The 23,844-nt window shown below is 67.3% G+C and carries 23 protein-coding genes; 14 read left to right on the top strand and 9 right to left on the bottom strand.

Annotated elements, in window-relative coordinates; all coding sequences use genetic code 11:
- Position 1 precedes the first annotated feature (1 nt).
- The 3 genes from folK to BMZ02_RS15880 are packed head-to-tail and all read left to right on the top strand — an operon-like array spanning position 2 to position 2,848.
- Entirely contained in the window at positions 2 to 499 is a 498-nt protein-coding gene (gene folK / locus BMZ02_RS15890) for a 2-amino-4-hydroxy-6-hydroxymethyldihydropteridine diphosphokinase (protein ID WP_091645660.1), read from the top strand.
- Positions 499 to 1,713 (top strand): class I SAM-dependent methyltransferase, encoded by a 1,215-nt coding sequence (locus BMZ02_RS15885; protein ID WP_216110880.1) that lies wholly within the window; start codon positions 499 to 501, stop codon positions 1,711 to 1,713. The genes folK and BMZ02_RS15885 overlap by 1 nt, the downstream gene beginning before the upstream one ends.
- Positions 1,714 to 1,768: 55 nt before the next feature.
- The gene (locus BMZ02_RS15880; RefSeq protein ID WP_171909959.1) at positions 1,769 to 2,848 is read left to right on the top strand and encodes an adenylate/guanylate cyclase domain-containing protein; all 1,080 of its coding nucleotides are present in this window, start codon (positions 1,769 to 1,771) and stop codon (positions 2,846 to 2,848) included.
- On the opposite strand, the gene BMZ02_RS15875 is transcribed toward BMZ02_RS15880, so the two are convergent.
- On the bottom strand, positions 2,845 to 4,053 hold the full coding sequence (locus tag BMZ02_RS15875) for a multifunctional CCA addition/repair protein (protein WP_425425091.1): 1,209 nt from the start codon (positions 4,051 to 4,053) through the stop codon (positions 2,845 to 2,847). The genes BMZ02_RS15880 and BMZ02_RS15875 overlap by 4 nt on opposite strands.
- A gap of 3 nt (positions 4,054 to 4,056) precedes the next feature.
- Complete coding sequence (locus tag BMZ02_RS15870) at positions 4,057 to 5,013, bottom strand: complex I NDUFA9 subunit family protein (protein ID WP_091645657.1); 957 nt, start codon at positions 5,011 to 5,013, stop codon at positions 4,057 to 4,059.
- Positions 5,014 to 5,197: 184 nt separating this feature from the next.
- Between BMZ02_RS15870 and BMZ02_RS15865 the strand changes: the two genes are divergently transcribed.
- Positions 5,198 to 5,989, top strand: a complete 792-nt coding sequence (locus BMZ02_RS15865) for a sulfite exporter TauE/SafE family protein (RefSeq protein ID WP_091645654.1) — start codon at positions 5,198 to 5,200, stop codon at positions 5,987 to 5,989.
- On the opposite strand, the gene BMZ02_RS15860 is transcribed toward BMZ02_RS15865, so the two are convergent.
- From BMZ02_RS15860 to cutA, 7 genes are all read right to left on the bottom strand, one after another.
- Complete coding sequence (locus BMZ02_RS15860; protein ID WP_091645652.1) at positions 5,986 to 6,558, bottom strand: YfaZ family outer membrane protein; 573 nt, start codon at positions 6,556 to 6,558, stop codon at positions 5,986 to 5,988. The two genes, BMZ02_RS15865 and BMZ02_RS15860, sit on opposite strands and share 4 nt — an antisense overlap.
- Positions 6,559 to 6,664: 106 nt before the next feature.
- A complete protein-coding gene (accC, locus tag BMZ02_RS15855) occupies positions 6,665 to 8,008 on the bottom strand; it encodes an acetyl-CoA carboxylase biotin carboxylase subunit (RefSeq protein WP_091645650.1) in 1,344 nt (447 codons plus the stop codon).
- 24 nt (positions 8,009 to 8,032) lie between these two features.
- Complete coding sequence (accB, locus tag BMZ02_RS15850) at positions 8,033 to 8,506, bottom strand: acetyl-CoA carboxylase biotin carboxyl carrier protein (RefSeq protein WP_091645648.1); 474 nt, start codon at positions 8,504 to 8,506, stop codon at positions 8,033 to 8,035.
- Between the two features lie 4 nt (positions 8,507 to 8,510).
- Positions 8,511 to 8,960: a type II 3-dehydroquinate dehydratase gene (gene aroQ / locus BMZ02_RS15845; protein ID WP_091645646.1), complete on the bottom strand. Its 450-nt coding sequence runs from the start codon at positions 8,958 to 8,960 to the stop codon at positions 8,511 to 8,513.
- Between the two features lie 198 nt (positions 8,961 to 9,158).
- Positions 9,159 to 9,689, bottom strand: a complete 531-nt coding sequence (locus BMZ02_RS15840) for a TlpA family protein disulfide reductase (protein ID WP_091645644.1) — start codon at positions 9,687 to 9,689, stop codon at positions 9,159 to 9,161.
- Positions 9,690 to 9,693: 4 nt separating this feature from the next.
- On the bottom strand, positions 9,694 to 11,523 hold the full coding sequence (dsbD, locus tag BMZ02_RS15835) for a protein-disulfide reductase DsbD (RefSeq protein ID WP_171909958.1): 1,830 nt from the start codon (positions 11,521 to 11,523) through the stop codon (positions 9,694 to 9,696).
- Positions 11,524 to 11,569: 46 nt separating this feature from the next.
- Positions 11,570 to 11,914, bottom strand: a complete 345-nt coding sequence (gene cutA / locus BMZ02_RS15830; RefSeq protein WP_091645640.1) for a divalent-cation tolerance protein CutA — start codon at positions 11,912 to 11,914, stop codon at positions 11,570 to 11,572.
- Between the two features lie 204 nt (positions 11,915 to 12,118).
- Here cutA and groES point away from each other — a divergent pair, with 204 nt between their 5' ends.
- The 10 genes from groES to BMZ02_RS15780 form a co-directional block, all read left to right on the top strand.
- The gene (gene groES, locus BMZ02_RS15825; protein WP_091645638.1) at positions 12,119 to 12,409 is read left to right on the top strand and encodes a co-chaperone GroES; all 291 of its coding nucleotides are present in this window, start codon (positions 12,119 to 12,121) and stop codon (positions 12,407 to 12,409) included.
- Positions 12,410 to 12,464: 55 nt separating this feature from the next.
- Complete coding sequence (gene groL / locus BMZ02_RS15820) at positions 12,465 to 14,117, top strand: chaperonin GroEL (RefSeq protein WP_091645636.1); 1,653 nt, start codon at positions 12,465 to 12,467, stop codon at positions 14,115 to 14,117.
- A 197-nt stretch (positions 14,118 to 14,314) separates the two neighbouring features.
- Complete coding sequence (locus BMZ02_RS15815; protein ID WP_091645634.1) at positions 14,315 to 14,743, top strand: hypothetical protein; 429 nt, start codon at positions 14,315 to 14,317, stop codon at positions 14,741 to 14,743.
- 10 nt (positions 14,744 to 14,753) lie between these two features.
- Positions 14,754 to 15,965, top strand: a complete 1,212-nt coding sequence (locus BMZ02_RS15810) for a hypothetical protein (protein WP_091645633.1) — start codon at positions 14,754 to 14,756, stop codon at positions 15,963 to 15,965.
- Entirely contained in the window at positions 15,946 to 17,004 is a 1,059-nt protein-coding gene (locus tag BMZ02_RS15805; protein WP_091645631.1) for a DUF2169 family type VI secretion system accessory protein, read from the top strand. The genes BMZ02_RS15810 and BMZ02_RS15805 overlap by 20 nt, the downstream gene beginning before the upstream one ends.
- A complete protein-coding gene (locus tag BMZ02_RS15800) occupies positions 17,001 to 18,110 on the top strand; it encodes a beta-ketoacyl synthase N-terminal-like domain-containing protein (RefSeq protein ID WP_091645630.1) in 1,110 nt (369 codons plus the stop codon). The genes BMZ02_RS15805 and BMZ02_RS15800 overlap by 4 nt, the downstream gene beginning before the upstream one ends.
- Positions 18,111 to 18,131: 21 nt before the next feature.
- A complete protein-coding gene (locus BMZ02_RS15795) occupies positions 18,132 to 18,662 on the top strand; it encodes a DUF4150 domain-containing protein (RefSeq protein ID WP_091645628.1) in 531 nt (176 codons plus the stop codon).
- Positions 18,659 to 21,943 (top strand): toxin VasX, encoded by a 3,285-nt coding sequence (locus tag BMZ02_RS15790; RefSeq protein WP_091645626.1) that lies wholly within the window; start codon positions 18,659 to 18,661, stop codon positions 21,941 to 21,943. Before BMZ02_RS15795 ends, BMZ02_RS15790 begins: the two co-directional genes overlap by 4 nt.
- Positions 21,944 to 22,044: 101 nt before the next feature.
- On the top strand, positions 22,045 to 23,064 hold the full coding sequence (locus BMZ02_RS15785; protein ID WP_091645624.1) for a hypothetical protein: 1,020 nt from the start codon (positions 22,045 to 22,047) through the stop codon (positions 23,062 to 23,064).
- 135 nt (positions 23,065 to 23,199) lie between these two features.
- Positions 23,200 to 23,844 (top strand): hypothetical protein (locus tag BMZ02_RS15780; RefSeq protein WP_139209243.1); only part of this gene is annotated, 645 nt, incomplete at its 3' end.

Below are 23,844 nucleotides of genomic sequence, written 5' to 3'. Positions count from 1 at the left end.
AATGGTACGTGTGTACGTGAGTATCGGCTCCAACATCGAGCCCGCCCGCCATGTCCGGCAGGCGCTGCAGGATCTGCGCGACGCGTTCGGCGAGATGGTGATCTCGCCGGTCTACGCCAGCGCGGCCGTGGGCTTTGACGGCGACGATTTCCTGAATCTGGTGGTTGGGCTGGATACCAGCGCGTCGCCGGAGGCGGTGGCGGACGCCCTGCGCCGGATCGAGGACGCCAACGGGCGGGTGCGTGGTCCCGAGCGCTACGCCGCGCGCACGCTGGATCTTGACGCCCTGACCTACGGCGATCAGTGCATCCGGGCCGGGCGGCTGGTGTTGCCGCGCAAGGAGATTACCCGCTATGCGTTCGTGCTGCGCCCCCTGGCGGACATCGCCGGAGACGAGGTGCACCCGGAGCTGGGGCAGACCTACGGCGCGCTGTGGGCGGCGTTCGATGCCAGTGATCAGCCGCTGCACCGTGTTGCCCTGGATGAAGTGAATGCCTGATGCCCACTGACAGCCCCGCACCGATGGACCCGCAGACCGGACTGCCGACGGACTGGCCCGCCCCGGACCCCGATGCGCTGACGCTCAGCCGGACGCTGGCTGAACGGCTCCGTGCGCGCATCCGGGATAGTGGCCCGTTGCCCTTCGATGCCTGGATGGAGAGCGTGCTCTACGAGCCCGGGCTGGGCTACTACAGCGCGGGGCAGGAGAAATTCGGCGCCGCCGGTGATTTCATCACCGCGCCCCTGGTCTCGCCGCTGTTTGCCTGGACGCTGGCGGGGCAGTGCGCCGAAGCCCTTGCGGCCGTGGATGGCGACACCATCCTCGAGCTGGGCCCTGGAGAGGGCTCGCTTGCGGCCGACCTCCTCGCAGAGCTGGACCGCCAGGGCCGGCTCCCGGAGCGGTACTGTCTGCTGGAACGCAGCGCCAGCCTGCGGCAGCGCCAGCAGGAGCGTATTGCCGAGGTGGTGCCCCATCTGCTCGAGCGGGTGCACTGGCTGGACGCCCTGCCGGAGACGCCCATCGATGGGGTGATCCTGGGTAACGAGGTGCTGGATGCCCTGCCCGTGGTGCGCTTCCAGCGCCATGGTGACGCCATCCAGGAGCTGGCTGTTACCACGGCCGATGGCGGCTTTCAGTGGCATGCGCAGCCCGCCCGTACGGCGGTGCTGGAGGCAGTCGCCGCCATCGAGTCGGAACGGGGGGCACCGTTACCGGACGGCTACTGTTCAGAGCTCTGCCTGCAGCTGCCTGCCTTCATGGCGAGTCTCGCGGACACCCTGGGCCGCGGCCTGCTGCTGCTCGTGGATTACGGCTACCCCCGAAACGAGTATTATCGTGCGGACCGTCACCAGGGGACGCTGGTGTGTTATTACCGGCATCGCGCACACTGGGATCCGCTGGCTGTTCCCGGGCTGCAGGATGTGACCGCGTTCGTCGATTTCACGGCCGTGGCCGAAGGTGCCCACACTGCGGGGCTGCGCATTCTCGGGTACAACACCCAGGCGCATTTCCTGATGGGGGCAGGCGTGACGGAGCTGCTGGAGGCCCGGCGGGGTGATGATCCCGTGGAGCAGGCCCGGCTGGCCCAGCAGGCCAAGACGCTGATGCTGCCCGGGGCCATGGGCGAGCGATTCCGCGTTCTGGCGGCGGCAACCAGCGAACTCTCCGGTATTTCCGGATTTTCGCTCTACAATCAACTGGAACAGCTTTAACGATCGTCGCTCAATGGCGACAATCGGTGACAGGGAACAGCCGAGGGCGCGAAGAATGGTGGGAGCGGGAACCCAAAGGCGGGTACTGGTCCTGGAAGGAGACCACGGGGACTCGGGGCCGACGGCCAGAGACATCCTGGAGCCGTCCGGCTTCGGCGTCGATCAGGCCCGGGATCCCGATGAGGCGCTGACGCTCGCCCGGCGCGAGTCCTTTGACGCCTTCGTGCTGGATGCCGAGAGTTTCGGTGCGGACGGCATCGCCCTGTGCCGCCAGATTCGCGATGAGCCCGGCTATTACCTCTCGCCGATACTGCTCACCGCCGAGGCCAATGATCGCGCCACATGGCAGAAAGCGTTCGCCGCCGGTTGCGACGACCTCCTGCGCCGGCCGCTGGAGCCCGTGGTGGTGCGTGCGCGCCTGGTCAACCTGCTGGAGAAGGCGGATTACGCCCAGGAGCTGGAGCGGGTGCGTGCGAACCTGGCCCGGTACGTCTCCCCGCGGCTGCGTCAGATCGTCCAGAACGCGGGGCCGGAAGACGGCTTTCCGCCGCCGCAGTCCCAGCACGTCTGCATTCTCTTCTCCGACATCCGTGGCTTCACCGCGCTGGCACAGACGATCCCACCGGCGCGATTGTTTGCCGCCGTCAGCCAGCACCTGGGCAGCCAGGTGGAGGCGGTCTACGCCCACGGCGGTTACGTGGACAAGTTCGGGGGGGACGGCATCATGGCCGTCTTCGACGGTGACGCCATGGCCCACGATGCCTGCGCCTGCGCACTGGACATGATCGAGGCCAACGCCGCCATCCAGGGCAGCGAGTTCGAGATTCCCCTGGGTATCGGCATTCACGAAGGCCCGGTGGTGGCCGGCAACATCGGCTCCGGCGAGCACCTGGACTACACCGTCATCGGCAACACCGTGAACCTCGCCGCACGCCTGTGCGGCTGGGCCAGCCCCGGCGACATCGTTGTCTCCGAGGCGGTGCGCGGTGTTCTTCGGGAGACCGATGCGTTTGCCTGCGTGGAGCCGCGCGAGGCCAACGTGCGCGGGCTGAAAGAGGCGATCACGCTCTACCGCCTGGAGAACAGGGAGGGAGCCGATGCGGCGCAGGAAGGCAGCGACGTCGCCGGCAGCTAGGCCTCCAGCGCGGCGATGACCCGTAGCCGCTCCGCCCGCACCGCTTCGGCAATGGCCGGCCCCTTCAATCCCTCGTCTGCAAAGCGCCCGCCGGTGATCCCCCGGGTCGCGTCGAGACAGGCGCGCAGACGGCGTGCCGGCGTATAGTCCCGTGCGTCATCGGTGACGCCAGCGGTGGCCGCATCCACTGATACCGCCAGCAGGAACGCGCTGAATCGTTCCGGGCGCCGGAATGCGTCGCACGCGTGCAGTAACTGCAGCACCCCCTCGGCGCTCAGTGTCTCCGCCCCGTGGGCCGTGTGCCGGTGCGCCGCGTAGTTCTGCGCAAGCGCCTGGTAGGCGTTGGGGGCGCGCAGGCGCCGGCAGGCCGTATGCACCGCCTCGGGGGGGAGGTCTTCGTGGTCGAGTGCGCCGAGTACCAGTGCCAGCTTGACCGGCCCATCCGCCTCATCGAGCCCGGCCGCCGTATCCAGTGCGGTCAGGGCGTGCTCTGCGGCGTTCGCCCGCCGGCCCGCCACGGTGCGGGTCTCCAGGCCGAAGGCTGCGTCCAGTTCCGGGATCAGTCGTGCCAGTGCGCCGCAGTGGCGGAGCACATGGAAGAATGCGGACGGACACGGCTCGCTGAGCGTCTTCTCCAGTTCCTGCCAGACACGCTCCGGGACGAGGTGGTCTACCTCGCCGTCAGCCACCATGCGCTGGCACAGGGCCATGGTCTCGTCCGCGGGGCGGAAGCCCAGGGGGGTGTACCGCGCGGTGAAGCGGGCCAGGCGCAGAATGCGGACCGGATCCTCCTGGAACGCGTCGGACACATGGCGGAGCAGGCGCGCCTCCAGGTCCGCATGGCCGTTGAACGGGTCCACCAGCGTGCCGTCCGGGCGCTGGGCCATGGCGTTGACGGTTAGGTCCCGGCGCACCAGGTCATCGTCCAGGGTCACGTCAGGCGCGGCGTGAAAGCTGAAGCCATGGTAGCCGCGGCCGGTCTTGCGCTCGGTGCGTGCGAGGGCGTACTCCTCGTGGGTCTCCGGGTGCAGGAACACGGGGAAATCCTTGCCCACCGGGCGGAAACCGCGGGCCTCCATGGCCTCGGGCGTGGCGCCCACCACGACCCAGTCCCGTTCGCTCACGGGGCGGCCGAGCAGGGCATCCCGCACGGCGCCACCGACCAGGTAGACCTCCAGGCCGGAGGTGCAGGAGTCCGCAACCACGGGTCAGCGTCCGGCGGCCTGGCGGAACTGGTTGTACCGCGCCCGCTCGGTCTTGCTGGCCAGGTAGGCGGGCACGACGGCGTCGATGGCCGTGGGCTTGATGCCCAGCTCCGGCAGGTTGTTCACGCTGCAGACGTTGTCCACCGTCGCGGAGAGGAAATTGTCCATGGAGTAGGGTTTGCCCGGCACCCGCTGCAGCACCCGCGCCTGCAGCCGCGACAGGCGGTCGCCGAGGGGCCACACGGCCCGGCACAGTCCGGCCTTGTCGGCGGTGTAGCGCACCAGCTCCTGGAGGCTGTAGGTGTCCGGCCCGCACAGGTCGTACACCTGGCCGAACGTGTCCCGGTCGGTGAGCGCGTCGGTGAACGCCTGGGCCACGTCGCCCACGTACACGGGGCTGAAACGCGCCCGTGGCGACGGCAGAGGGAAGACGCCGGGGGACAGGCGCAGCAGTGTGGCGAACTGATTGAAGAAGGAGTCGTCCGGGCCGAAGATCACCGATGGCCGGAAGACGGTGACGTCGAGGTCGTCCGCCGCCAGCACCCGGCGCTCCGCCTCGCCCTTGGTCTTCTGGTAGAAGCTCGGGCCGTTGTCGGCGTCAGCGCCCAGGGCGCTCATGTGCAGCAGGCGGGTGACCCCGGTGGCCCGGCAGGCGTCCAGGACCTTGTCCGTGAGCTCCACGTGGGCGTGGTGAAAGCCGCTGCCGTCGAAGCCCTTCTCGTTGAGAATGCCCACCAGGTTGATCACGGCGTCGCACTCCGCGAACAGCTCCCGCAGCGTTTCCGGCTCGTGGATGTCCGCTTCCACCAGTTCCAGGCCGGGGACGACCAGAATCTGCTTGGTGCGTTCGCGCCGACGCGTGGGAATCCGTGAGTGGATCGCCTGGTCGTGAAGGCGGTTGGCGAGGTGCCGGCCGACAAAACCGCTGCCGCCGAGGATGCAGACTCGTTGCATGCGCATGATGTATCGCGGCTCCCTGTATTCGACAAAAGAGGCCCGTCCGGGACGGTGTGGCCGCCAAGTCTATCAAGAAGGCCGCGGGACGTCGGTCGCGAATTTCCCGGCCGAAACCGGTACCCTGTGCCCGCCCGTCTCTCCGGAGGGGGGCTGACCGTGTCTTTCCAGGCCTGAGCAGGGGCTGTACATGCTGACGACTCTTCTCGTTTTCCTCGTCGCGGGCGCCGTGGCCGGGCTGATCGGCGGGCTGTTCGGGCTCGGTGGCGGCGTGGTGATGGTGCCGGTGCTGCTGGTCGTTTTCGCCGCCCAGGGGGTGTCGGACGCCGTGATCATGCACATGGCCGTGGGCAGTTCGCTGGCGGTGATCGTGCTGACGTCGCTCTCCTCGGTGCGGGCGCACCACGGTCTGGGCGGCGTGCTGTGGCCGGTGTTCGGCCGGCTGGTTGCGGGGATTGTCGTGGGGGCGCTGCTGGGGGCGTGGCTGGCGGATAACCTGTCGACCGCCGCGCTGCAGAACGTGTTCGCGGTCTTCCTGGTGCTGGTGGCGGTGAAGATGGGGCTCGATCTGAACCCGCCCGCCAGCGGACGCGAGCCGGGGGCCATCGGCATGACGGCGGCCGGCGGTGTCATCGGCAACCTCTCGGCCCTGGTGGGGATCGGTGGCGGCACGCTGACCGTGCCGTTCCTGTCCTGGTGCGGTGTCGCCATGCGGCAGGCCGTGGGCACGTCGGCCGCCTGCGGGTTGCCCATTGCCCTGGCGGGGGCGGCCGGGTTCATGCTGACGGGATGGGGGCGTCCGGACCTGCCGGCGCTGGCCACCGGGTATGTCTACTGGCCGGCAGTGGCGGGCATGGCCGTCGCCAGTGTGCTCACGGCGCCTTACGGCGCCCGCCTGGCCCACCGGCTCCCCGGCGGGCTGCTCAAGCGGCTGTTCGCGCTGCTGCTGGCGGTGGTGGCGCTGCGTCTGTTGCTGGGCTAGAAGCGCAGGCGCAGGCCGGCGTGCAGGCCGTCGTCGACGCGTTCGTCGCGGTACTCGTCCATGTGGAACTTGATCTGCCGGTAGCCCACGAAGGCGTGGGCGCCGCTGACCAGTTCCGCTTCCAGGCGGATCTGCCCTTCGGTGACCCGATCGGCGTCGCCGCCGGTGGTGATGTTGGGTGAGACGTAGCCCTGCAGCACGATCGCCAGCGGAATATTGGCCGGGATTCCGACGCCCACGTTGCCGCCGACGGCCAGCGCCGCCAGGCTCTCGCCCGAGGCGTCCAGGTCGGCGCCATAGAGCTTGGCGCCAACGCCGAAGGTCACCGGCTGCCAGCGCCCTTCCACCTCGTTGTTGACGGTCAGGAAGAGGCTGCCGAGCAGATCGGTGTCCTCGTTGTAGAGCAGCCCCCCGCCATAGCGCACGCTCTGGTTCGCGCCCTGGGAGCTGCGGTCGGCCAGGATCAGTTCCGCCATCTCGTCACTCAAGGCGAGTTCCAGTTCCTGGGCGTGCGCGGCGGTGGTGGCCGCGCCGGCCACGATGACGGCCAGCATCATGCGTCGGAGCATTGCTTCCTCCGGTGAAAATGATCTGAAAGGCGGACGCCCCAAGGTATCCGATGCCACGGCATTAGACGGCGCCGACGGGGCGCCGTGCAAGTGTCGTGTGCGGGCGTCAGCCTTCGGCGAGCCGTTTTTCCAGGTAATGGATGTTGGTGCCGCCGGCCTGGAAGTTCGGGTCCAGCAGCAGATCCTGATGCAGCGCGACGTTGGTCTTGATGCCGCCGATGATCACCTCCGCCAGCGCAGTGCGCATGCGCGCCAGCGCCGAGTCACGGGTGTCGCTGTGGGTGATCAGCTTGCCGATCATGGAGTCGTAGTACGGCGGAACCTTGTAGCCGGTGTAGATGTGCGAGTCCACGCGCACACCGGGGCCGCCCGGCGCGTGGTACTGCTTGATCTCGCCGGGGGACGGCACGAACTTCACCGGGTCTTCGGCGTTCAGCCGGCACTCGATGGCATGGCCGCGCACGACGATGTCGTCCTGGCTGTAGCTGAGCCGCTCGCCGGAGGCGATGCGCAACTGTTCCCGGACCAGGTCGACGCCCGTGACCATTTCCGTCACAGGGTGCTCCACCTGGATGCGGGTGTTCATCTCGATGAAGTAGAAGTTGCCGTCTTCGTACAGGAATTCGAACGTGCCGGCGCCGCGGTAGCCGATCTCCCGGCAGGCCAGGGCGCACCGCTCACCGATCTCCCGGCGCTGAGTCTCGGTGAGCCCGGGCGCCGGGCTCTCCTCGATGACCTTCTGATGGCGGCGCTGCATGGAGCAGTCCCGCTCGCCCAGGTGGATGGCGTTGCCGTAGTTGTCCGCCAGTACCTGGATCTCGATATGGCGCGGGTTCTCCAGGTACTTCTCCATGTACACCATTTCGTTGCCGAACGACGAGCGGGCCTCGTTGCGGGTCACGGAGATGGCGCCGAGCAGGTCGGACTCGTTGTGGACGACGCGCATGCCGCGCCCGCCACCGCCGCCGGCCGCCTTGATGATGACCGGGTAGCCGATGCCGCGCGCCAGGCTCAGGTTGCGGTCGTCGTCGTCATCCAGTGGGCCGTCGGAGCCGGGCACGCACGGAATGCCCGCTTCCTTCATGGCGTTGATGGCCGCGACCTTGTCACCCATGATCCGGATGGTCTCGGCCATGGGTCCGATGAAGGTGAAACCCGAGTGCTCCACTCGCTCGGCGAAGTCGGGGTTCTCGGAGAGAAAACCGTAGCCGGGGTGGATGCCGTCGGCTGCAGTCACCTCGGCGGCGCTGATGATGGCCGGGATGTTGAGGTAGCTCTCGGCGGATGACGGCGGGCCGATGCAGACGGTTTCGTCGGCCAGGCGCACGTGCTTGAGATCGCGGTCGGCGCTGGAGTGCGCCGCCACCGTGCGGATCCCGAGCTCGCGGCAGGCGCGCAGGATGCGCAGGGCGATCTCGCCGCGATTGGCAATAAGGACTTTTTCCAGCATGAGCAAGTGATCCCCGGGTCTGCGTTACTGGATAATGAACAGCGGCTGGTCGTATTCCACCGGCTGCCCGTCTTCCAGCACGATGGCGGCCACGGTGCCCGCTTTGTCCGCCTCGATCTGGTTGAGCATCTTCATGGCCTCGATGATGCAGAGGGTATCACCCACCTTCACCTGCTGGCCCACTTCGACGAACGGCTTGGCGCCAGGGGCCGGCGCCCGGTAGAAGGTGCCCACCATGGGCGAGCGCACCGAGTGGCCGTCCGGAACGTCGCTGTCACCGGCACTCTCGCCGGCGTCGGCGGCCGGGGCGGCCGGTGCCTGGGGTGCAGGGGCGGCAGCCGGCACCTGCTGCGGGGCGGCCTGGGGCATCATCTGTGGCATCGATTCCGCGCCGCCGCGGCTGATGCGCACGGACTCTTCCCCTTCCTTGATCTCGATCTCGTTGATGCCGGATTCTTCCAGCAGCTCGATTAGCCGTTTGATCTTGCGGATATCCATTTGCTTATCCTGCGTTTTGATTGATGTGCCGGATCGCGGCCTGCAGGGCGAGCTCGTAGCCCAGGGCCCCGAGGCCAGTGATCACGCCAGCGGCCACGTCCGACAGGTGGGAGTGCTGCCGGAACGGTTCGCGGGCGTGGACGTTTGACAGATGGACTTCAACGAAGGGAATGGCCACGCCGAGCAGGGCATCACGCAGGGCCACGCTGGTGTGCGTGTAGGCTGCGGGGTTGATCAGGATGAAATCGGTTCCCGCGTCCCCCGCGGCGTGGATGCGATCAACCAGAGCCCCTTCATGGTTGCTCTGGAATGATTCCACGGTCACGCCCGCCGCGGCGGCCTGACGCTGCAGGCGGTCGTTGATCGTATCCAGAGTGTCGGTGCCGTAGACACCGGGTTCGCGCCGGCCAAGCAGGTTGAGATTGGGCCCGTTGAGCACCAGAATGCTCGCCATTGACTCCCCCGAGTGTCGTGCCGCCAGGGTTTCGGCGCCACGGGTTGTCACCCGCTACCGTCCCCACGTTCTCAAGTCGTGGCCGCGATTGTGTACCAATGGCGGATGCTTGTCCACGTGATCACGCCATTTTTGCGACGTTCGCCGCATTTTGCCGTATTTCCGTGGCTGTTCTGGTTAGTGTAGGACAGGGTGACGCTACAGGTGTTCCTGGATCACGGGCTCGATGTCGTCCCTGTCCACTTCCCGGTTGAAGCGGTGCACGATGGCGCCGTTGCGGTCGATCAGCACAGTATAGGGGAGCGTGCCCATCTCGTTGCCGTAGGCTTCATTGATGTCCATGGCCTCCTGCACGCCGTAGAAGCTCGGATAGTTCATGTCCAGCTCGTCGTAGAAGGAAAGGGCGTCGTCGCGGTTGTCGATGGCGACGCCGATGAACTGCACGCCCTGCTCGCCGTACTCGTCCTGCAGTGCGGTGAAAACCGGGATCTCCTTGACGCACGGCGGGCACCAGGTTGCCCAGAAGTTGAGCACGATCAGGTCGCCATCCCATTCGCTGATGCTGCGCTGTTCGTCATCCTGGAGATCCGGGAGCGAGAAGCCGGGCCGCAACTCCGGCTGAAACCACGTCTGCCAGGCGGCCAGGCCGCCCAGGGCGGCGCCCAGGCCGACAATGACCGCCAGAACGGGTGCGAGCCGGCGGCGTTGTTTCCGGGGGTGTTCCGACATGTCTTCAGGTTCCTGTATCGCTGGTGGCGCCACCGTAGGCGGCCTCCAGGCGTTGCACGAATTCCTCCGGTGGCACGAAGCCGACGATGCGCTGTTCGCGCCGTTCCTCGCCGTCGGCACCATAGAACATCACGGCCGGCGGGAGAAACACGTCCAGGGCCTGGAGCAGTTCCCGGTGGTCGTTGTTCATGGCAGTGACATCCACCCGCAGGAGCTGCTTGTCCTCCAGGGCCGCCACGACCTCCGGCGCCGGGAACGTACGCTCCTCCAGCTGCACGCAATACACGCACCAGTCAGCATAGAAGTCCACCACGGTGCCCTGGCCGCGGTCGGCCGCCTCGGCGATGGCCGACTCCAGCTCGTCCAGGGTGTCCACGTCGCGGAACTGGCCTGCGGCGGTCTCCCCCGCGGGCGGCGCACCCTGGGTGAGCGGCTCCAGTGGCTGCCAGAAGCGCGAGCCCCCAGAGGCGGCGCCGAGCAGCAGTGCCACACTCCAGATAATGAGCAGCACACCCACGAACTGGCGCCCGCGGTGGAGCAGGCCGGGCACGCCGGTGGCGCGATCCAGGGCCCCCAGCCAGATGGCCACGCCCACCAGCAGGACACCCCACAGGCCCAGCGTGACCGGGCCGGGGATGAAGCGGTCGATCATCCACAGGGCCACCGCCAGGAAGATCACGCCGAACAACTGCTTCACCCGCACCATCCAGGCGCCGGAGCGGGGGAGCCATTTGCCCAGGGCCGTCCCGACCAGCAGCAGTGGGACACCCATGCCGTTACCCATGGCGAACAGGGCCAGGCCGCCGATCAGGGCGTCGCCGGTATTGCTGATGAAGACCAGCGCCGCGATGAGAGCTGGCCCGGAGCAGGCGCCGACGATGAGTGACGACAGCACGCCCATGATACCGGCGCCGATGAAACTGCCGCCGCGCTGGCGGCGCGAGAGTGCGTCCAGACGGGTCTGGAGCGCGGCCGGTACGCGGATGTCGTAGAGGCCGAACATGGCCAGCGCCAGCAGCACGAACAGCGCCGCAAAGCTTCCCAGTACCCAGGGGCTCTGCAGGTCCGCCTGGATGGCGGCACCCGTCATCCCGGCGACCGCCCCGGCGATGGCGTAGGTAACGGCCGTGGCCTGGATGAACACGAACGAGAGCCAGAAGCCGCGGGCACCGGTGCGTCGTTCGCCCTCGCCGGCGATGATGCCGGAGAGGATGGGGATGAGCGGATACATGCAGGCGGTGAACGCCAGCAATAGACCAGCGGCGAAGAAGCCGCCGAGGATCAGGAGCAGGTTGCCCCCGGCCAGGAGTTGCGTGAGCGGGTCGCCACCGCCCGCGGGCGGGCCGCCACCACCGGCACCTGCGCCGAACCCGGCGTCACTGACGCCGCCGGCCAGGGAGAAGTCGCTGGTCAGGGGCGGGTAGCACACGCCCGTGGTTGCATTGCAGCCCTGGTAATGGGCGGTGAACGTGAGCGACTCACCGGCCGGGCGCTCGAGCTGGATGTAGACCTCCACCGGCTCGTGGTAGACCTCCATGCGCCCGAAGTTGGGGTCATCGATGACGTCACCCTCGGGGAGCTCGAATCCGGCGATGGCGTTGTCGTCGCCCGCCACTTCGAAATCGAAACGGTCCTTGTAGAGGTAGTAATCCTCCACCGTGTCCCAGCGCGCCACGATGACGTCTTCGGCCACCAGCTCCGCGGAGAAGGGAAACGCCTGCTCGGGCGGCAGGAGCTCGTCGCTGCCGCCGAACAGGCTGCTCAGCCCCGCGTGCCCCGCGACCGGGGCGACGGTGAGGATGAAGAGCAGCCAGGTGAGCAGTGTCCGTTTCATCGATTCCGGCCAGGGATCCATGCGCGCACGTCGGGGTTGTTGGTATTCACTCTGCCGGGGGCTGCTGGCGGCCATCGGTCTGGTAGGTCACCCACGCCAGGTAATCGTTCAGCCCCCGCGTCACAGGGACCGCGATGATCTCGGGAAGTTCGTCCGGGTGCAAGCGGAGAATGGTCTCTTCCAGGCGCCGCCAGGCCACGCGGGTGGTCTTCATGATCAGCAGCGTCTCCGGGTCGCGATGCACTTCGCCCTTCCACGCGTACACCGATGTCAGGCCCGGCACGATGTTGGCGCAGGCCACGTGGCCGTCGCCCACCAGTGTTTCGGCGATTTCGCCCGCCACCTCCGGGTTCGGGCAGGTGCAGAAAGCCATCAGATGCTCGCTGTCCATGATCTTGTCTCCACGGTCTTGAAACAGGGCCTTTGAATTGTACCAGTACCGCCCCCACATCACGGGCGTCGGCGCCGAGATACCGCGGCTCTTGACTGATTGCGAACCGGAATTATCATTAGCACTCACAGGCAGCGAGTGCTAACAACACTTTGGTAAGGCAATCGGGCCCCGTGCCCGTCAACGCATTAGGAGAACTATCCGATGAATATCCGTCCTTTGCATGATCGCGTGATCATCAAGCGTATGGAAGAAGAGCGCACCACGCCGGGTGGCATCGTGATCCCCGACAGCGCCGCCGAGAAGCCCATCAAGGGCGAGATCGTGGCCGTCGGCAAGGGCAAGGTCCAGGAGAACGGTGAAGTCCGCCCGCTGGACGTGAAGGTCGGCGACAAGGTTCTGTTCGGCAAGTTTGCCGGCACCGAGGTGAAGGTCGAAGGCGAAGACGTGCTGGTCATGCGTGAAGAAGACGTCATGGCCGTCATTGAAGGCTGATCGCCTCCCGGCACCTGCTTTACCGACTATCGAATCGCAAGAGGAATAACGAATCATGGCAGCTAAAGACGTACGTTTCGGTGATGACGCACGGCAGCGGATGATGTCCGGCGTGAACACGCTGGCCAACGCCGTCAAGGTGACCCTCGGCCCGCGCGGTCGCAACGTGGTGCTCGACAAGAGCTTCGGCTCCCCCACGGTGACCAAGGACGGCGTGTCCGTCGCCAAGGAAATCGAGCTCAAGGACAAGTTCGAGAACATGGGCGCCCAGATGGTCAAGGAAGTCGCCTCCCAGACCTCCGACGTCGCCGGTGACGGCACCACCACCGCCACCGTGCTGGCCCAGGCCATCCTGCGGGAAGGCATGAAGGCCGTTGCCGCCGGCATGAACCCCATGGATCTCAAGCGCGGCGTGGACAAGGCCGTGACCGCCGCCACCGGCGAGCTGCGCAACCTGTCCAAGCCCTGTGAAGACCGCAAGGCCATCGCCCAGGTGGGCACCATTTCCGCCAACTCCGACAACAACGTCGGTGACATCATCGCTGAGGCGATGGAGAAGGTTGGCAAGGAAGGCGTCATTACCGTGGAAGAGGGCTCCGGCCTGGAGAACGAGCTGGATGTCGTCGAAGGCATGCAGTTCGACCGCGGCTACCTCTCCCCGTACTTCATCAACAACCAGCAGAGCATGAGCGCCGAGCTGGATGATGCCTACATCCTGCTGTGCGACAAGAAGATCTCCAACATCCGCGAACTGCTGCCGGTGCTGGAGAACGTCGCCAAGTCCAGCCGTCCGCTGCTGATCGTGGCCGAGGACATCGAAGGCGAAGCGCTGGCCACCCTGGTGGTCAACAGCATGCGCGGCATCGTCAAGGTCGCCGCCGTCAAGGCGCCCGGCTTCGGTGACCGTCGCAAGGCCATGCTGCAGGACATCGCCGTCCTCACCGGCGGCACCGTGATCTCCGAAGAAGTGGGTCTGAGCCTCGAGAAGGCCACCCTGGACGATCTCGGCTCCGCCAAGAAGATCAACGTCACCAAGGAAGACACCACCATCGTCGACGGCTCCGGCCGCAATGACGAGATCAAGTCCCGCGTGGAGCAGATCCGGGCGCAGATCGAGGACGCCTCCTCGGACTACGACCGCGAGAAGCTGCAGGAGCGCGTGGCCAAGCTCGCCGGCGGTGTGGCCGTGATCAAGGTCGGTGCCGCCTCCGAGATGGAGATGAAGGAGAAGAAGGCCCGCGTCGAGGACGCCCTGCACGCCACCCGCGCCGCGGTGGAAGAAGGCATCGTCCCCGGCGGTGGTGTGGCCCTGGTGCGCACGCTGAAAGCGCTGGAAAGCCTGAAGGGCGAGAACGCCGATCAGGACACCGGTGTGGCCATCGTCCGTCGCGCCATCGAGGAGCCGCTGCGCCAGATCGTCGGTAACGCCGGCATCGACGGCGCCGTGGTCCTGAACAAGATTCTCGAAGGCGACGGCAACTTCGGCTACAACGCCCAGACCGACGAGTACGGCGATATGATCGAGTACGGCATCCTGGACCCGACCAAGGTCACCCGGACTGCCCTGCAGAACGCCGCTTCGGTCGCATCGCTGATGATCACCACCGAGTGCATGATCGCCGAGCACCCTGAAGAAGATAAGGGTGGCGACGACATGGGTGGCATGGGCGGAATGGGCGGCATGGGAGGCATGGGCGGCATGATGTAAGCCGTCCGGCGTCCAACGCCTTTCCCCGAAGCCCCGTGCCGGTTACCGGTGCGGGGCTTCTTTCGTTTCCGGCCATGGGCTTGCCCTTGCGACGCTGGCGCGGCATGCTTGTGTCTATATCGTCCGCGCGTCGGCGATACACCAATTCGGATCAACCGACAGGGATTTGTTCGGTTCGCGACCAGGGAGGGGTTGCCATGCCCGCTTTTGCTCAAGCTCGTGCCCGCCAGACCGCCGATCACGCGACGACTGCCTTCGTCGCCCGTGTTCATGCCATGGACGATGTGTCGGTCTTCGTCGTCGCTGAAGATGACCCCACGGAGCGTCTGCCCGTCATTGATCGTGTGCCCGACGTTGGCGCGCTGCAGGATGGTGACCGCGTGGTCGCCTGTCCGGTCCGTGGTGGTGCAGTCGTCACGGTGTCGCTGACCCGCACCGCGGAGGGTGCCCGGCGCCTGCCGGATGGCCGGCTGCTGGTTCAGGCGGCCGAGGGCGTCGTGCTGCAGGCCGGGGAGGCGCGCATCGAACTGCAGCCCGATGGCCGGTTGCTGATCCACGGCCGCAATGTGGAGCACCGGGCCGACCAGGCCCTGGCTCTGCAGGCCAGCGTCGTCGAGATCAACTGAGGCTGCCGTCATGGCGGTCCGCCTCCTTGCAGCTCACCAGAGTGCGCTGATCCGGCTGTACCGGCAGCGTGTGTCCGTGAGCACGCGTGATTTCGTGCCGGGTGTGCAGTGCGCGCGGCTGGATCAGCGCCTGATCGGCCATCTCCATGCCTGCACGCAGGCGGCGGAGTCGCTGCCGGACGACCTCCCCGACGATCCCGCAGAGGCCTTCGCCGCCGCGTCCCCCGCCTTGCGCAACGACCCGCAGGGGGCCATGGAGCGACTGGCCCCGGCACTGGAAGAGGCAGAGGGTGATCAGTGTCAGGGCCTCGTACAGGCGGTCGCGTTGACGACACCGCCAGACGGCTGGTCCTGCGTCATGCGTGGCTACGAGCGATATCCGGAGGCGCGTGCTTCGTTGCTGGAGGCGTTCGAGGTTGCCGCCGCCCATGTTCCTGATGCCCTCCTGAACGAGGCCCTGGAATCGCCGGAGCAGCAGGCCGCCGCCCTGCGCTGTGCCTCCCTTCGGCGCGACTGGCCAGTGGAGCGATTCCGGCCCTGGTACCGAAGCGACCTCACCGAGCCGGCCACACTGCCTGCCCTCCGGGCCGGCCTGCTCCGTGACGACCCCGAGGCCGCGGATGCCCTGCTATCACTGCTCGACGGAGACATTCCCCTTGAGGAAACGACTGACGCGCTGCGCCTGAATGCGCTCCTTTGCCCGGACCACCTCTCGGACGCCGTCTGGCGTGCGGCGGATGAAGCCCCGGAGACCGGCCTCTGGCTGCTCGCTCTGAGCGGGCGGCGGGACGCCGCGGAGCAGATCCTGCAGGCGCTCCGGGATGCCCGTGCGTCGGAGCCTGCCGCGGCGGCATGGCGCTGGCTGACCGGCCAGGCCCTGCCGCACCGCGACCGGTTGCAGGTGGTTAATGCCCCTGACCGGGCTGCGGCCGGCGGCCCTGTCCCCGACGCCGGGGTCGCCAGGCAGTGGTGGGACGCCAACGCGCCGGGCTGGGACGTGGCCGAACGGCGCATTCTCGGTGGTCCCGGTAATCCCGAGCGGGTGGCGACGCTGGCAACGCGCTGGGCCGGCCGTGCCGGCGACGCCCTGATGGATCTGGCGGCTCTGCAGGAGCCCGGCCCGTACGTCACCGGTGGCTGGTTCCACCGGCGGGGTGAGCCGGGGCCGGTGTTGCCGGAGTCGCAAGAGGAGGAGGTGGCTGATGCTGCAGTTGGCCAATGAATCCCCGTACGCGGCAAGCCTGGCGCCGGGCTGGGCCCTGAACGGCGCGCCGCAGTGGACGCTGACGGTCAAGGCCACGTACCGGTTCAGTCTCACTGGCGAGGTCACGCTCCATGACGAGCAGCCGGAGGTGGTCGAAGGTGACCAGTACCGCGGCAAGCCCGCGGAGAGCAGTCTCGAAGCCGCGTGGGAGTCGGTGCCCCACAAGGCGGGCGGCGAGTTCTACCTGTTCGGCACGGCTTATCCCGGCCAGCCCGAAGCCGCGGGCGTCCACGTCCGGGTGCGGCTCGATCGTGACGCCACCGACGCCCGCGAGAAGCACCTGATCGCCGTGGGGCCGTCGCGCTGGGAGCGGGGTGCGCTCGGCTACTACCGCACACCACTGGAGACTATGAAGCCGGTGCCGCTGTGCTACGAAATGGCCTTTGGTGGGCGCGATCCGCGCACCGGCAGCGAGGAGCGCCGCAACCCCGTGGGCCGCGGGTTCAACTCGGGACAGTGGCGGCTCCACGACACCCGCCTGCCGCATATCGAGCGGCCGGACCGGCTCATGAGTGCACCACGGCAGCGGATGGCCCCAATCGGCCTGGGCCCTCTGGCACCGCACTGGGAGCCGCGCCGCCGCGAGGCCGGTCATGTCTCAGAAGCGCGGCTGGAGGCCGGTGGCTGCCCCTACGGCTCGAACACGTTGCCCACGGTTCACAACGCAGCGCCACCGGATCAACGCTTCGACAAGCCGTTCAGCGGCGGGGAGCGGCTCACCCTGGAGGGCCTGTTTCCGGGGCATGGCGACCCGGTGCAGGTCACGCTCCCGCCGCTGCAGCCGGTGGCCTGGCTGCACGAGACCCACCGCATGCCCCTGCGCGGTGCGTGCGACACGCTGATCGTCGACAGCGACGCCATGCTGTTTCACCTGCTGTACCGGTGTGCCATCCCGTGGGAGATCGACGCCAAGCGTCGCGGCTATGTTGTGCTTCCGCCGGTGCCGGACACGCCGGAGACAACGCCAGCCGAGAGCGATCAGGAGGTGCCCGCATGACCGCCCCGAACCGCCACGTCGCCGTGACAGGTGCCGGTCTGGAGTGCGCCACCGGAGACCGGCCCGGCGCCCTGCTGGGTGCACTGCTTGCCGGCATGCCGGCCGTTCGTCCACGGGACGAACTGGCGCAGGCCGACCCGGTGACCCGTGAGCTGGCGGCACCCGTCCTGGCGCCGGTGCATCCGGAGGCGCCCATCGGGCATGTGGATGCCGGCGCCGTCGGCAACATGCTCCTCACCGCCATCCAGGGAGCGATGGTCGGGGCCGACGCGCCGGTCGATCGGGTCCTGCTCGTGCTCCCCGACAGCGATGCTGCCTGCGCCCGGCGGCTGTCGCAGGACGCTGTGCTCAAACGGGGCAGGGTCGCGGAGCCGTGGATGCAGGATGTGGTGCTGGAGTGCACCACCCACCGTGAAGCGCCCGCCGCCCTGGCTGCGCTCTGGCGGGCGCTGACCGAAGGGCGTTGCCGCTGTGCGCTGGTGGCCGGGGTCGACAGCCTGGCCAACCTGGAATCCCTGACCGAGGCGCAGCGCGCAGGGCATGTCCGGACAACCGAGTTCCCGGACGGCTGGGCCCTGGGTGAAGCAGCCGCCTGCGTGCGGCTCGAGCAAGACACTCGCGGTGTCGCCGGGATCCGCATGCATCAGCCCGTCGCCGGGCACGAGCCGCACCACGGGGCGGTCGGTCGGAACCACCTCCAGGGCCTGGGAGCGGCCGCCGGTGAGGCGCTGGGCGCCGCCGGCCTGAAGGGTGAGAAGCCGGACGCCGTCTTCCTTGCCCGGGCGCAGGAGTCGCTGGCCGAGCTGGAGTGGTATCACGCCCACAGCGGCCTGTGGCCTCAGCGCCTCCCGGCACGGCAGCAGCTCGCCATGCGGCGGGGCGAGCTGGAGGCGCCACAACCAGACCTGGAGCCGCCCGTGGAGACACTCCGGCCCGCGCTCACCCTGGGCGAGACCGGTGCCGCCGGGCTTCCGGTCGCGCTCGCCCTTGCGCACGCACGCTTGCAGCTTGATCTCATGCCCGTCCGGCACTGCCTGGTGCTGGACGCCCCCGCCGGGCCGGAGCGCCTGGCGGTCTGCCTGTCCACGCAGCAAACGAATCACTAACACCACCAGGGAGGGACCCCAATGGCAACGGTACTCATCAACGGACGCACCGCCGTTCACGCCGCATCGGGCGGCACGCTCACGGCGCCGGACGTGTGCAAAACACCGCCGAAGTGCAAGACGGACCTGTTTCAGAGCATCGCCACCTCGGCCGACGCAACGGCCACGGCGACGACCGTGCTGGTGAACGGGCACCCCGTGTGCCACGCGGGATCGTTGTTTGCCCAGAGCACGGCCAATGAGCCCGGAAGTTGCGGCGGCGTGACCTCCGGCACCATCAAGGGGCCGGCGGAGTTCGTGACCTTCTCGCCGGACGTGCTCATCGAAGGCCAGCCGGCCGTGCGCCAGGGCGACCACATGGTCAGCAACTTCCACAATACGCCACCCATGCCCCTGTCCCAGCCGGGCGGTCCGGTGCCGCCAGCGATCACGGCTGACGCCGCGGACGCGCTGGAGCCCGAAGAGGGGCCAGTGCAGTTTCCCGTCGATGGGAACAGTGCCTCTCACTGGAGTGCCCGCGAGAACGCGATCGTCGAGGAGGACCCGGAATGAGCGCCCCGTTCTCCCAGCAACCACTGAACGCCGCGCAGCTTTTGGATATCCCGGGCGCAGTGCCCCGGAGCAGGCTGAGCTTCCGCTCGCACGAGGCAGGCACCCGCCGCATGGCGCTGAACCTGCGCGACAGCGCCGGCGACTACCCCCAGGCCATCAAGGAAGCGCTTGAGGAGCGCGGCTACGGCGGCCGTGTTGGCGTGATTGCCGGCGAGTACCGCCTGCCCCTGGGGAGTGTGCGCAGCATCCCCGCAGACGATACCGACACTGAGTCTGACGTCGGCCTCATGCCCGTGATCCCGGTCCGCTTCACGGACCCGGAGGGCGAGCTGCTGGCGCCCGTGCGCGACGGCTGGCTGTACGTCTTCATCAACGGCCACCTGTGGCGCGAGATCCAGGTGGGCAATGAAGGCGAGGTGTTTCACGACGTCAACCTCGCGCGCCACCAGGGCCGCGACGACCGCCCGGCCACCTGCGAGGCGCTGTTCCACCACATCTCCCTGCCGTACCGCATGAACGGTACCGAGCCCGTCGTCGAAGTGGCTTACGCGGACGTTCAGTGGAGCTGGGCCACCATCGAGCGCATGGGCGGCTTCGACCCGGACGACCGGCGCTACTGCCCGGATCTGGACGTGTACGAACCCTACAACGTCACCGTGGACGACAGCCTGCGCGAGGCGCGCTGCCAGCGCATCGACCTCGCCGCCTACGACGGCGATCCTGACATCAACCGCCTGCGCGAGACGTTCCTGGTGCCCACGAGCACCGCCGAGAGCCACTTCAATCAGTCGGATGACCCGGACCAACCGCCCCAGCTCCCCGGCCTCACCGAAGACGACATCACCGCCGGGTTCGCCATCATGGCCATCCACGACCCGCTGGGCGTGGCAATGGAGCTCATCGGCACCATTCAGGACGAGACCGAGGCGCTCAAGGCGTGCATCGAGGAGATCGACCAGCACGAGCACGCGGAGAGCGCAGTGGTGGCGTATCAGACGTTTTTCAATGAGGCATTGCATGAGGACCGCAGTACTCGGCGCGGCACCCGCTACACCGATCGCTCGAACGAGGCCAGCGAGCTAAGGAGTGTGGCCGGGGACATGGACCGCGATTACATTGAGGCACTGCTCCAGGTCGACGAGCGGCGGGCGGTCAGGGAGCGCATCCGCGAGGCCCGTAACACGCTGGCTCAATGGCTGGACGGAAAATGCCCGAACGGCGGCTCCGCAGATGAACGCGTCGCCCAGCCGGTCAACGTCGTCCAGGCCATCAAGGACTACGCGGCGCTTCCGCCGCAGGAATACTGGCGGCTCTGGGCCACGGTCAACGGCCTGATCGCAGGCGCCGGACCGGATCCAGCGCAGATCGACAGTGGCTACGATGCCGATCCCGACGACCCGGAAGACGATCCACTGGCAGCCTGGCAGGCGCGCCTGACCGATCCGGAGCACCCGCTGTACCCGATGCTGTTCCCAGGCGAGGATCAGGTCTCGGTCGATGACGACACACCCCCCGCAACCGATGACCTGAACGAAATCACCGGGGCGACCGGCTTCCGGCCGGGTGCGTTCGCCCTGATGCTGAACGGCGCCGGGTCTGGCGGCGTGTTCGGTTCCGTGGGCCGTGATGTGGCCTGGCTTGGCCGGGAAGTGGTCATGGATTTCATGTATGTCGTCCAGCGGCAGTGGCAGGCCGCGCTCGATCAGCAGCAGACCGTATCCGTTGAGCTGTTCACGCGCATCGGCAAGGCGGGGCAGTTCCCCGAGTTCGAGGGCGCCCGTCTGGTGCGTGAAGGTGACGTGATTCCCGAGGGCTACACGGTGATCGGCTCCCAGATGAAAAAGCTCAAACCGGTGAAACGGAAGGTCAGTCGGCCGACCGCTACTGCCGAGGTGCGGAATCCTGGGGCTGACACTATGGTTCTACTGGACAGCGGGACCAACAACCCCATCGCCAGCTCTACGCTCAAAGGCCTCGTCCCCATAACGGACCCCGACTACGCCGCGATCATATCGGACTGGCGCAAGCTCTACCACGCCAAGGGGACGGACGGCCTCTACCGCGCACGGGGCGACCTGGTCGTGATGCCCACCGTGTCCGAGACCGTCCGCGAGCTCAACCAGCCGGATGCAGAGCCGTCTCTCACCTCATCCCGAGCCGTGCGTACCGCGCAGGCGGGCCTGCCGCCGATTATCGCGGTGTTTGAGGTGGTGAATATTACTTCGGCTGTCCGTTCTTTCTGGAAGGGCAATGATAGGGCGTCTCGTCATTTGGGAGATTTGGGGTTGGGTATGGCTGGGCTCGCCTTCGCCCTTACCGAGGCGAGCATTTACACGCTGGGACGTGAAGGAACAACTGCGGTAATAGGAAGGGTATTGGGGCACGCTGCCGCGGACAAAATAGTTAGGGGCTCCATGGCCGTCCCGATGGTTGGCCGAGTGCCGACCCTGGCTGTGATTGGCGCCGGCCTCGCAGGCTTCGGCGCCGCTCTGGCCGCGACGGATATGAGGTACCGCCTGCAGCGGGGTGAGACAGGGGCCGGCGTTGCCCATGGTGTCGAGGCTGCGGCCCTGACCGGCCTCATGGCCAGTAACCTGATTGCTCGTGTCCCCCAGGCTGGATTGGCGGCGATTTTCAAGCTGGGGCCCTGGGGCTGGGCGTTTCTCGCGACCGGTATCGTGGCCGGCGCCGTGGCCCGACACCTTGTCCGGGGGCCGCTGGAGCGCTGGGCCCATTACGGGCCGTTCAGTGCTGATCCCGATCGGCGGCTTACCGAGGAGTATGCCGGTCTTGAGCCGCGACAGGTCCGTCTCGCCCTGGAGTCCTTGCTGGCAGGGCCGCAAGTTACCATCGCCGAGGACGAGCGCTTTAGCCCTTCGCGTGTGCGCGTGGAAATACGTGCCCCCGCAGCGACAAGGGCGACTGACGGCCTGGAGCTCTACGCTACCTGGGAGGGGCAAGATGAACAGCAGCCGCTGGAGGTCGTTGCTACCGGTCAACTCCTCGATGAGGACGCCGGGGACCTCTGTCAGGCGTGGTGGTTCCGGTTGTCAGATCCTCATGAATGGCCCATGTCCTGGACTGGAAGTCGTACTTGCACGATACGGGCCCGAGCCCGGTTACGCCGCGAAGGCGACGGCGCCCTCCCGTTCAATCCGAGCCACGCTGGTTCCCAGGCGAGCGACACCACGATCGACCCCGACGGTGAGACCGAGGACTGGGCCTATGCCGACGAGCTAACGATCCGCAAGACACAGCGACAGATCAACCAGGAGTTCTAGCCCCAAGCCGCGATCACCGGCCACGGGCCGTACCGCCATAACCACCGTAGGGTGGACCTTCAGGTCCACCAATCGACACAAAAAGGGGAGCACCAACACCAATGACCACGGACGGCACACCCGAGGCCGGGATGACGACCTACGCCGACACCGCATTCACCGGCAGCCGCCCGGCAGACCTGCCACCCGGGCAGGATCTCGAGTCCATGGGGTACTTTGATCGCAAGGCGCTGGGTGTGCGGCTGCCGCTGGTGGGTCCGCAGTGCCGGGAGTTCACGGCGGAAGCGGACTACATCATGGAGTTGAGCGATTACCAGCGCCTGTCTCGCGATGAGCAGGAAGAGTTGTGGGCGCAGCGCCAGCCCCACCGTTGTCGCATGTGGGCCTCGCGAGCGGATCCGTTGGTTGTGATTGCCTCCATTGGTGCCGTGGCAGGATTTTTCTTCTTCGCCTTTCTTGCTGTTCCGATACCGCTGGTGTTGTTTGGGGGGTTCACCGAGAGGGTGCTTGAGGGGAGTGTTATGGCCATTGGGTATTACGCTCTCCCATTGGCATGCATCTGGTTCCTCTGCCGCCTCCTGGTCCACAGCGGCTGGTTCACTCTCAAGCGCGACACCCGTTTCTACCGCGACACTGGGATGGTGAGTCTGTGGGCGGGGCGCAAGGTTGGGCGAGTGGAGCTGGCGTTCGCGGAGTTCGAGGCGTTCGCCTCACCGGTCTCCACGGCCGTGGGCACCATCCGTCACCGGCTGGGGCTCATCCACCGCGGCACGGGCTACAGCGTGGGCTATCCGGGCGCGCAGGTGGAGCTGTGGGAGACGCAGGTGATCTGGGAGGCGATGCAGCAGTTCATGGACGTGAGCCGGCCGCTGCCGGACATCCCGGAGTTCGATGGCACGCGTCACCTGGACCCGGTAACGGCAGAGCACGACCGCAAGTCGGGCCGCCCGCACCGCTACTGGCTGGACATGGAGCGCTCCCACGCCAGCGCCCTGCACGAGCGCGCCCGCAAGGCGGCCGGGGCTTATCCCTGGGGCCGCACCCGTGAGCAGGCCCTGGCGTCGGGCTGGCGCCCATCGGGCGTTGGTGAGGGGGATTGGCGCACGGCCAAGCCGGCGTAGGTGGGTGTGTTCATGGATGGTGGATCTGAAGATCCACCCTACGGTTGGCCGCCTGCAACACGGTGGTAACCGAGGTGGCCGTAGGGTGGACCTTCAGGTCCACCAATCAACACAATAAGGGGAGCACCAACACCAATGACCACGGACGGCACACCCGAAGCCGGGGTGACGACCTACGCGGACACGGCATTCGCCGGCAGCCGCCCGGCAGACCTGCCACCCGGGCAGGATCTCGAGTCCATGGGGTACTTTGATCGCAAGGCGCTGGGTGTGCGGCTGCCGTTGCTGGGTCCGCAGTGCCGGGAGTTCATGGCGGCGGCCACGAACGTCTTCGAGCTGGATCGGCTGCGGGAGGGGGCTGGAGAGAAGTTGGAGAAGGATCTGGCGGAGCGCGAGCCCCACCGTTGTCGCATGTGGGCCTCACGGGCGGATCCGTTGGTGCTGATTGCTTCCATTGGTGCCGTGGCGGGTTTTCTCTCGTTTGGACCTCTTTTTGCGACCTTTATTTTCTTCATCGCGGAAGCTGGTTTTACCGAACTGTTCTGGGAAGTCGCGCAAGAGTCCGCGATTTTCTTTTTACCCCTGTTCTCCATCTGGCTCCTCTGCCGCCTCCTGGTCCACAGCGGCTGGTTCACTCTCAAGCGCGACACCCGTTTCTACCGGGACACCGGGATGGTGAGCCTGTGGGCGGGGCGCAAGGTGGGGCGAGTGGAGCTGCCGTTCGCCGAGTTCGAGGCGTTCGCCTCACCGGTCTCCACGGCCGTGGGCACCATCCGTCAC

The organism is Aquisalimonas asiatica (genome assembly GCF_900110585.1).
Classification (GTDB): Bacteria; Pseudomonadota; Gammaproteobacteria; order Nitrococcales; family Aquisalimonadaceae; genus Aquisalimonas; species Aquisalimonas asiatica.
The sequence above is the reverse complement of the archived record's forward strand: the minus strand, read 5'-3'. Positions and strand labels throughout refer to the sequence as shown.